Below are 9593 nucleotides of genomic sequence, written 5' to 3'. Positions count from 1 at the left end.
CTTTGGCGAGATGGACGGTTGTGTGAGAACTCCCATCCTACCAAGCCTTGGGACGGCCCGCCCTCCTGTTTAATCAGTCACTTGGCCGTACGACCTCAACTTCTCGGGCGCTAAGTAAGTACCATTCATCCTAGGGGTTGTCGCGAACTACGATTTATTTCGGAATAAGGGCGACGATAGCCGCGACGGCCAGTACGATGCCCAGCACGTTGATCCATGACAGCTTTTCCTTGAACAGGCCGGCGCCCACGAGCGTGCCCAATGAAATCACGCCGATATTCATTGCGGAGAATACTAGGGTTGGGTTTTGCGGAAAGACCTGGTGCGCGCGGATATAAAAATAGATATTGCCGAAATTAAGCATGCCCAGCACAAGCCCGGCGACGAGATTACGGCGTTTCCATACCGTGCGCCTGGCCAGCAGGTAAAGGAAAATCAGTATGCCGGCCAGGCCAAAGGCAACAAACAGGCTGCTCGAAAATGCGGCACCGCTCTTGGCCAGCTGCTTGAACAGAATGTCTATGGTGCCGTATCCGACCCATACGGCAAGTAGTAGGGAGATCGTCTTGCCGGTTTCCCCGGAGCTCGTTTGTGCGTTCTGGCGAAATAGCAGGCAAGCCAGGGCGATCAGGGCAAGCGAGATGCCGGCAAGCTTGCCCGTGGATACCGCCTCGCCAAACAACACAAAGGCGGCGATCAATGGAATGAAAAGGGAAAGGCGCTGCGCGGCGTCGCTGAGCACGATTCCGGCATGGCGTACTGCGCCTGCCATGGCCAGGAAAATCGTGGGCAACAGCACCCCCAGCGTTGCCAGTATCCACCAGGGCGTGGTGGGGCTCAGCAGGGATGCCGGACTGGGCCGGAAAATGAGCAGGCACAGGCTGGCGGCAACCACGTAGTTGACGGCAATGGCCTGATCGATTTGAAGATTATGGCGGCGTGCCAGCTTCAACAAGACCGACACAGCAACGCTGCAGGCAATACTGATAATCAATGTATACATGGCGCGATCCGGCTCAGTATGGAAGGGTCGCGCCAGCAGCACGCAGGCCCAGGCGCTGGAACAGATTTTGATCCTGCAGCCATTGTGGATTGCCGGTGGTCAGCAACATGTCGCCATAGAAAATGGAATTGGCACCCGCCATGAAGCAGAGGGCCTGCATCGTATCGCTCATTGCATCGCGTCCCGCGGACAGTCGCACGACAGCGCGGGGCATGGTGAGGCGTGCCGCGGCAATCGTACGTACGAACTCGAAAGGATCCACGGCCGGCGTATCCTCAAGTGGAGTGCCGGCAACATTGACCAGGTTGTTCACCGGTACGGATTCGGGGTAGGGCTTCATGTTGGCCAATTGTGCGATCAGGCCTGCCCGTTCCCGGCGCGATTCGCCCAATCCGATTATGCCGCCGCAGCACACGTTGATACCGGCAGACCGTACGCGGTCCAAGGTATCAAGGCGGTCCTGGTAAGTACGCGTGGAAATAATGGTGCCGTAGAACTCCGGCGATGTGTCCAGGTTGTGGTTGTAATAGTCCAGGCCGGCGTTGCGCAGCAGCTGGGCCTGACCGTCCTTAAGCATGCCGAGGGTGACGCAGGTCTCCAGGCCCATGGCTTTCACGGCTTCGACCATCTCGATCACGGAATCCAGTTGTCGGGCCGTGGGTGAGCGCCACGCCGCGCCCATGCAGAATCGCTGTGCTCCGCCTTCCTTGGCGGCGCGCGCCGCCTCAATCACCTGGTTCAGCGGCATGAGCGCATCGCTTTCAAGCGCTGTGTCGTACCGGGCGGATTGCGGACAATATGAACAATCTTCGGGGCAGCCTCCGGTCTTGATGGACAGCAAGCTGGATAACTGGACTCTATTGGGTTCGTGATGTTTGCGGTGCGCTTCCTGAGCCTGGAAGAGCAGGTCCATGAGCGGCATTTCGTATAGATCAAGAATTTCCTGGACTGTCCAAGCCCTGTCGGAATCGCACTCCGGGGTGGCGAAGGTGTCGGAAGGGTTGGATGTCATGCTGAACGGGTGAGTGATTAGCGAAGCCGGAATGGTAGTCTCACCGCCGAACGGCAGCAAGGCATGATTTACGCTAACTGTCGCTAATATATCGCTAACTGTGTGCTAGCTTCCTATATTTGTGGCGATCGACACCTGTATGCCATGCAAGCCCGGGCAAAGTTTGCATCTATCGAAGGTGTAGCTAATTGTTAATAGGGGTGCACCCATACCAGATCTGGCTGGCCAGAAGCGTCCACATAGACAAATGCGAGCTGTCCCAGTCCTTGTGCCAGTCGCTCGGACTGCTCTCGCGCTATGCCCAGGGCAACGACTGTTGGCTCACATGGGCCAGCGTCGCTCTCTGCCCGATTCTCGCCCTCAAGCCAAAGCAAGCCCAGTTCATCCATCTTGCGCTGAAGCTGGGCTTGGGCACCACGATTGGCCTCGTCGCTTACGGTACGCGCCCGCGGGTTATAGGCGGTGAGAATCGCGGCGGTCGTGACTCCGTACGTCAGGAGCAGACGCTCCAGGGCAGGGCTGTGCTGGCCGATGCGAAGGACCAAGGCCTCATCAGGCGCGAACACGACGTAGCGGGCGTTCTCGAAAGCGGTAAGCAGTCTATTGGAAATGATATTTTGCCCCGGAAAGTAAGATGGAAAACAGCATAGACGGGTAGCTCGTCCGCAGCAATCCGCGGGCCGACGTCGTGGCGTTGTGAGGCGCCGACTCGCTTGATCTGTGTCAAAAGCAACATACATTGCGCCCGCAGCTGTCCTGGCTCTTGATATGTATCAAAATTCTTCAGCAGTGCTTCTTTGACAATGGGTTTTTACCTACACCTTCGTCAAGAATGGAGAATATAGAATGCAGCTACGTTTACGCCATGCCGTCCTGGCTTGTTTGGTTAGCTTTGGCCCCATTGCCGCCGCGCCGGCGGCAGCGCACGAGGCTGGGGATTGGCTGCTGAAAGCCGGTGTTACTCACATCAAGCCCAAGTCCGATAACGGCGATGTATTGGGCAATGTGCAGCTGGACATCGGCAGCAGCACTCGCCCCAGTGTGAGCCTTACCTACATGGCCACCCGGAACATAGGCGTCGAACTGCTGGGCGCCTTTCCATTCAAGCACGACATCGGCGCCAAAGGCCTGGGCAACATCGGTTCCACCAAGCATCTTCCGCCCACGCTCAGCCTGCAATGGCATTTCCTGCCCGAAGCTCGGATCCAGCCCTATGTGGGCGTAGGCCTCAACTACACCACCTTCTTCAGCACCAAGAGTTCGCTGGGCGACCTGAGCCTGGGCGATTCCTGGGGTGTGGCCGCTCAAGTGGGCGTCGATGTCAAGCTGGATGAGCGCTGGTTCCTGAATGCCGATGTACGTTATATCGACATCTCTTCGAAGGTGAAGCTGAATGGGCAGCATATCGGCTCGGCCCGGATTGATCCGTGGGTCGCTACAGTCGGCGTCGGCTATCGCTTCTAATTCAAGTCGTCTCGCAGCTTATTCCGGCCGGGAACGCTCGGGATAAGCTGGGAAAATTGGTCATAGTGGAAGCGGCTCGGCAGGCTTGATCCTTCTATTTTGGCAATGAAACGGATCGACCTGAAAAGACAAAAGCCTTGTCATCTTTCGATGACAAGGCTTTAAATTCTTTGGCGGAGCGGACGGGACTCGAACCCGCGACCCCCGGCGTGACAGGCCGGTATTCTAACCAACTGAACTACCGCTCCGCAGCGGTGTACTACTGATACCAGATAAAAAAACCTGGCGTCCCCAAGGGGATTCGAACCCCTGTACCCACCGTGAAAGGGTGGTGTCCTAGGCCTCTAGACGATGGGGACCGGACAAAACAAGCTGCGCAGTATAGCATATAAAAAGCGCGTGTGCTGCTGTTTCTACAACTTTCTTCGTTAAGACTGGTGGAGGTAAGCGGGATCGAACCGCTGACCTCTTGCATGCCATGCAAGCGCTCTCCCAGCTGAGCTATACCCCCGTACTGGCTTGTCCAACGAAGAAGCGAGATTATGCACTATATTTTTGAAGCGTGCAAGTCAGGCTGTTGTTTCGCTATTTTGATTGATCTGGATCAATTTGGCCGACAAGCGATTCATGGATCATTATACAGTCCGCCATTGTACGTGCAGAGATTGCAAAGATCGTTTGCATGGTGCCCGCTCATCTTTTGGTTTTTTTCCATGATTCCTGACATTTTGCGACCTGATAGATCTCTTTTTGGCAGGCGTCCTGTTCCAGGAATCAGCATCGGCCAGAAGATCGGCGGGATTTTCGTTTGTGTATTGATCCTTGCCGGCACCAATGTCGTCATGGTGCGTGAACTGCTGCGTGACTTCAACGGCGTGGCAGCCACTGTAAATGTGGCGGGTAAGCTGCGCATGCTCAGCCAGAGGATTGCGTTCGCAACGTTGGACAGTGAAACCAAGAAACGGTCGAGCCTTGGCGACATTGAACGCAGCCTGGCGGAGTTCGACGTCGCCTTGCTCGCGTTGGGCGAGGGCGGCACCGCATTCGGCCACGATATCGTACGGCTTGGTATGGTTCATGCAGCGCCGCTCGGCGCGGTGCAAGACCAATGGGAAGCGTATCGCGCCAATATCGGCGCCTTCCTTGCTCTGACAGCGTCAAGCGAAGGGCGCCCGGCCAGAACCGGCCTCGAGAGCCTTGCGTTGAGGCAGCGCGTTTCAGATGGCGCCGCGCGCCTGCTAGGGAATACCGAGGCGCTGATTGGTTCCATCCTGATCGAAAACGAACAGGCCCAAAGCCAGGCGCTGCTGAACATGTACGGCTTGTTGCTGCTTGACGGTCTGATGCTTCTGGCGGCATTCGGAGCCGCGCGCAGGCAAATGATCAAGCCTTTGCGTGAACTATCACGCCATTGCCACGAGCTGTCCATGGGCAATTACGCTACGCGCGTTGCGTATCGTTCATCCGATGAAATCGGTCGCCTGGCGTTGGCGTTCAACGACTCGGCCTGGCGCATCGCGCAGCTGGTCGATCATATCGAACGTGACAGGCATAGCCTGAGCCAGGCTGAAGCGATGTTCCGGGGGGTCGCAGAGAACACTATGGTCGGCGTGTATATCGTCCAAAATGACCGGTTCCGTTACATCAACAGCACAATGGCGCAAATGTTTTGCTATGACCGCGAAGAAATGCTTGTTCGCCTGGGCGCCTACGACATTTTCGTTGAGGAAGACCGGCAGAAGGTCAAGGAAAGCACCTCTACGCACCTGGAAAAGCATGTCGATCGGGTCTTTGTGGAACCGCGCGGGCGGCGCAAGGACGGGACTATCATCAATCTAGAAATTTTTGGGTCGCGCATGGAGCTCGACGGCGAACAGGTGACCATGGGCATTGCCCTTGATGTGACTGCGCGTAAGGAAATCGAGGCATCGGCGCGTGTGGCGGCAGTCGTATACCAGAACAGCAGCGAGGCGATGGTCGTTACTGATCCCGAGGGCGTGATCAGTAACGTCAATCCCGCATTTTCCGCCATCACGGGTTATAGCGCCGAAGAGGTCATCGGATCCAAGCTTAGCCTGCTCAGCTCCGGGCGCCACGACAAAACGTTTTATGAGGCAATGTGGAACTCATTGCAAACCACCGGCAAGTGGCAAGGCGACATCTGGAACCGGCGCAAGAACGGAGAAGAGTACGCAGAGCGGCTAACCGTCAACACGTCGTATAACGACGATGGCTCGATTCGCTGCCGTGTAGGTCTCTTTTCGGATATCACCCAAAGAAAACAGTCCGACGCCTTCATCTGGCGTCAGGCCAATTACGATCATTTGACCGGCCTGCCGAATCGCCAGTTGTTTCAGAATCGGCTGGAGCGTGCCATCACTCGATCCAAGCGTAGCGGCCAATCCATGGCCCTGGTGTTCCTGGACCTGGATTTTTTCAAGGACGTCAACGATACGCTGGGCCACAGCATGGGCGATGAGCTTCTGAAGCAGGTTGCGAAGCGAATGAGCGCATGCGTACGTTCCACGGATACCGTCGCGCGCTTGGGCGGTGATGAATTCACCATGATAATAGGTGGAATCACCGACACCGATGTCGTGAACCATGTGTGCGAGCAAGTTTTGCACGAACTCGCCCAGCCGTACGAATTGGGCGAGGAGGCCGCGTCTATCTCCACGAGCATGGGCGTGACCTTGTACCCCCAGGACGGCAGCGATGCAGAGGTGTTGTTGCAAAATGCCGACCTGGCCATGTATGCAGCCAAAGGAAACGGCCGGAACCAGTACTGCTATTTCACGCCTATCATGCAACAAGACGCCCATGGGCGGCGCCAGATACTGCGCGATCTTATCGTGGCGCGTGACCAGCAGCAATTCGTGCTGCATTACCAGCCGGTTGTCGAGCTGGCTACCGGAAGGGTCCATAAGGCCGAGGCCCTGATACGTTGGACGCATCCGACGATGGGCATGATAAGTCCTGCGGCATTCATCCCCGTTGCCGAAGACTCAGGGATCATAGTCGGCATGGGTGATTGGGTGTTTCGCCAGGCCACCCGGCAATCTGCACTGTGGCGAACGGCGCATCACCACGATTTCCAGATCAGCGTAAACGTGTCGCCGGTACAGTTTATGGCCGAGGGCCTGGACCATGACGAATGGCTGACACACCTGCAGCAACTGAATTTGCCGGGCCATAGCGTCGTCGTGGAGATCACCGAAAGGTTGCTGATGGACGCCAATGTCGATGTGCGCAACAAGCTGCTCGCTTTCCGCGACGCCGGCATACAAGTTGCGCTGGACGATTTCGGAACGGGGTATTCCTCGCTTTCGTATCTGAAGAAGTTCGACATCGACTATATAAAAATCGACCAGTCATTTGTCAGCAACCTGGGGCCCGACACCGACGACATGGCCTTGTGCGAAGCCATTATCGTAATGGCCCACAGGTTGGGCCTTAAGGTCATTGCCGAGGGGGTCGAAACCGAAGCGCAGCGCGACCTGCTGTTACGGGCCGGCTGTGACTACGGGCAAGGTTATTTGTTTTCGCCGCCTTTGGCCGCCGAGGAATTCACGGCGTTTCTGGCTTCGTCGGAGTAGCACGCCTGCGCAATAAAAGACCCAGCAACAGAATCAGGCCGATCCAGGCCAGGACCGGCACGTTGCCCCAGCGCACATAGGGCGTAAAGCCCGACATACCCTGGACCTCCACGTCCAGGACACCCGGGACCATAGGCAGCAGGGCCGCGCGGACCGCGCCGTTGGAATCGATGGCCGCCGTCATGCCCGTGTTCGTGGCGCGCAGCATTGGGCGTGCCGTCTCCATGGCGCGCATGCGCGAAATCTGCAAATGCTGACGCAAGGCCCATGAGTCACCGAACCACCCCAGGTTGCTCATATTGACCAGTATCGTGGCACCGGGACCCAGGGTGTCGCTGTCACGCACTGTCTGGATGATTTCTTCTCCGAAGACGTCCTCATAGCAGATGTCCGGCGAAATCATTTGACCTTCAATCGGGAACAGCGCTTGGCGGACGGCGCCGCGATTGAAGTCGCCGAGGGGAATCTGCATCGTATCGACAAACCAGCGGAAACCCGGTGGAACGAACTCGCCAAAGGGAACCAGGTGATGCTTGTCATAGCGCATCTGCGGATTGCCGGCCAGCAAGGTATCCAAGGGAGTCTGCGCGTCAAAACTGATGGCGCTGTTCGTGTAGCGGTTCTGGCCGTCCTGCTGGTCATGCAACGGTACACCCATGAGTATCCGGGCATTGCGCTCCCGGGAAATATCGAGCCATTGCTGCCATAGGGAAGGTGCAACCCGGTCCTGGAATAGCGGTACCACGGTTTCCGGGAGCACGATCAGCTGTGGTGCTCCATCGGCTTCCTTGGGGGGGAGCATGGCCAGCTGCATATAGGTATCAAGGCCGCGCTGAATAAGCTCGGGATCGAACTTTTCGGACTGTGGAACGCCGCCCTGCACCAAGCGCACGATAATCGGCGTTCCGTGTGGACGCGCCCAGGCGATATGGCCCAAGGCAATACCCAGCAGTCCTACGATGATCGCGCAACCCACGCCAACGGCGGCCCGGGCATCATTACTGGTGTCCTTGGCGCAGGTGAGCAAGGCGATGGCGGCCGACGCGAAGGACGCAAACCATGCCAGCCCATAGACGCCCAGTAGCGGCGCCCAGCCAGCCAGTACGCCTTCAACGTGGGCATAGCCGACATTGAGCCAGGGAAAGCCGGTAAACAGCGTACCGCGCAGCCATTCCGCGAGCGTCCAGCTGGACGCCCAAACGGCGGCGATTAATAGTTGCCATGCGTAGCCGGATGCCGCAAGCAGATGCCGACCCGAAAGCCAGCGTGCCAGTGCCGCAGCGGCCGCAATGAATAACGCCTCGGCCGCCGCAAGCAGCAGTACGGCTGCGCCTGCCAGCCCGGCGGCCATCCCGCCGTATTCGTGCATGCTGATATACAGCCAATAGAAGCCCAGGGCGAAGTTGGCAAGCCCGAACATGAATCCGCTGATGGCCGCCTGGCCCGGCGTCGCGGACTTGAATACGCGGTACGCCAGGAAGGCCAGGGTGAATATCTGTACGAAGGGCAGCGACCACGCAGGCAGCGGGCCGGGCGCGAATGACAGGGCATGGATGGCGCCAAGAAGCAGCAGCCCGGCATATTGCCGGCCGAAACGTTGTAGAAAATTCAAATGCTTACTCGTTGGAGTTGGAAGGCGCGACGGGATCGGGGTTGTCGAGCTGGATATGCAGCCACAAGGCCCGCTTGGCGTCGGCGCCCACGACGGTAATATTGAGGCCCTGGTGGCTGATGCTGTCGCCGCGTCGCGGTATGCGTCCGAGTTCGGCTGCCAGCCAACCGCCCAGCGTGTCATAGTCATCGTGCGGCAAGTCGGTATTGAAACTGCGGTTGAACACCGATATTTCCGTTATGCCCATGGCGCGCCAGCTATTGGTGCCGGTCTGGAATATGGTTTTCTCGGCATCTTCGTCGTACTCGTCTTCGATCTCGCCGACGATCTGTTCCAGCACGTCTTCCATGGTGACAAGACCGGATGTGCCCCCGTGTTCGTCCACCACGATAGCCAGGTGATTGCGGCTGCTGCGGAAGTCGTGCAGCAATACATTGAGCCGCTTGGTTTCCGGAACGAAAACCGCAGGGCGCACCAGTGGGCGCAAGTCGATGGCCGGGTTGGTGATGGACAACAGCAGGTCTTTGGCCAACAGGATGCCGACAATGTTGTCGCGGTCATCTTCGTAGACGGGGAAGCGTGAGTGCCCCGTTTCGATGATGTCGGGAAGGACCTCAGCCAGCGGCTTGCTGACGTCCAGCATATCCATTTTAGATCGGGGGACCATGATGTCTGCAACCGTCTGGTTGGCGACTTCAAGGGCCCCGGAAATCATTGCGTAGGATTCGCCATCGAGCACGTGCCGGTCGTGAGCCGCCTCAAGCAAAGTCTTGATATCGTCGCGGTCTTCGGGCTCGGAGGGCCTCATGAACGCAGTAAGGCGTCCAAACAGGGATTTTGATGGGGTTTTAGCCGGTCGGGGTTCGGCGTCGGGTGAGCTAGGTTCTGACATTGTCCAAGGGACTG

7 protein-coding genes and 3 tRNA genes are annotated in these 9593 nt (G+C 57.7%); 2 read left to right on the top strand and 8 right to left on the bottom strand.

The annotated features are described in order from the left end of the window. Positions 1-154: 154 nt before the first annotated feature. The 3 genes from CR159_RS17970 to CR159_RS17960 all read right to left on the bottom strand — a co-directional run bounded on the left by CR159_RS17970 (position 155) and on the right by CR159_RS17960 (position 2581). Positions 155-1003, bottom strand: coding sequence for a DMT family transporter (locus CR159_RS17970; protein ID WP_102075339.1), 849 nt, complete (start codon positions 1001-1003; stop codon positions 155-157). 13 nt (positions 1004-1016) lie between these two features. Then, a complete protein-coding gene (gene bioB, locus CR159_RS17965; protein WP_439650575.1) occupies positions 1017-1925 on the bottom strand; it encodes a biotin synthase BioB in 909 nt (302 codons plus the stop codon). A gap of 281 nt (positions 1926-2206) precedes the next feature. Further along, on the bottom strand, positions 2207-2581 hold the full coding sequence (locus CR159_RS17960; RefSeq protein WP_158238560.1) for a DUF3293 domain-containing protein: 375 nt from the start codon (positions 2579-2581) through the stop codon (positions 2207-2209). A gap of 280 nt (positions 2582-2861) precedes the next feature. Between CR159_RS17960 and CR159_RS17955 the strand changes: the two genes are divergently transcribed. Then, a complete protein-coding gene (locus CR159_RS17955) occupies positions 2862-3479 on the top strand; it encodes an OmpW/AlkL family protein (protein WP_102075336.1) in 618 nt (205 codons plus the stop codon). A 171-nt stretch (positions 3480-3650) separates the two neighbouring features. On the opposite strand, the gene CR159_RS17950 is transcribed toward CR159_RS17955, so the two are convergent. From CR159_RS17950 to CR159_RS17940, 3 genes are all read right to left on the bottom strand, one after another. Further along, positions 3651-3727 (bottom strand) — tRNA-Asp (locus tag CR159_RS17950). 35 nt (positions 3728-3762) lie between these two features. Beyond that, positions 3763-3838, bottom strand: a tRNA-Glu gene (locus tag CR159_RS17945). 76 nt (positions 3839-3914) lie between these two features. Then, positions 3915-3990: transfer RNA gene (locus CR159_RS17940), tRNA-Ala, on the bottom strand. 202 nt (positions 3991-4192) lie between these two features. Between CR159_RS17940 and CR159_RS17935 the strand changes: the two genes are divergently transcribed. Continuing rightward, positions 4193-7075: an EAL domain-containing protein gene (locus tag CR159_RS17935; RefSeq protein WP_158238559.1), complete on the top strand. Its 2883-nt coding sequence runs from the start codon at positions 4193-4195 to the stop codon at positions 7073-7075. Here CR159_RS17935 and lnt read toward each other — a convergent pair. Continuing rightward, positions 7047-8687 (bottom strand): apolipoprotein N-acyltransferase, encoded by a 1641-nt coding sequence (lnt, locus tag CR159_RS17930; protein ID WP_102075334.1) that lies wholly within the window; start codon positions 8685-8687, stop codon positions 7047-7049. The genes CR159_RS17935 and lnt overlap by 29 nt on opposite strands. Before the next feature lie 4 nt (positions 8688-8691). Continuing rightward, the gene (locus CR159_RS17925; protein ID WP_102075333.1) at positions 8692-9579 is read right to left on the bottom strand and encodes a CorC family transporter; all 888 of its coding nucleotides are present in this window, start codon (positions 9577-9579) and stop codon (positions 8692-8694) included. Between the last annotated feature and the right edge of the window lie 14 nt (positions 9580-9593).

Origin of the sequence: Pollutimonas subterranea, assembly GCF_002849655.1 — a bacterium.
GTDB lineage: Bacteria > Pseudomonadota > Gammaproteobacteria > Burkholderiales > Burkholderiaceae_B > Pollutimonas > Pollutimonas subterranea.
This window is presented reverse-complemented; position numbering and strand designations above follow the sequence as displayed.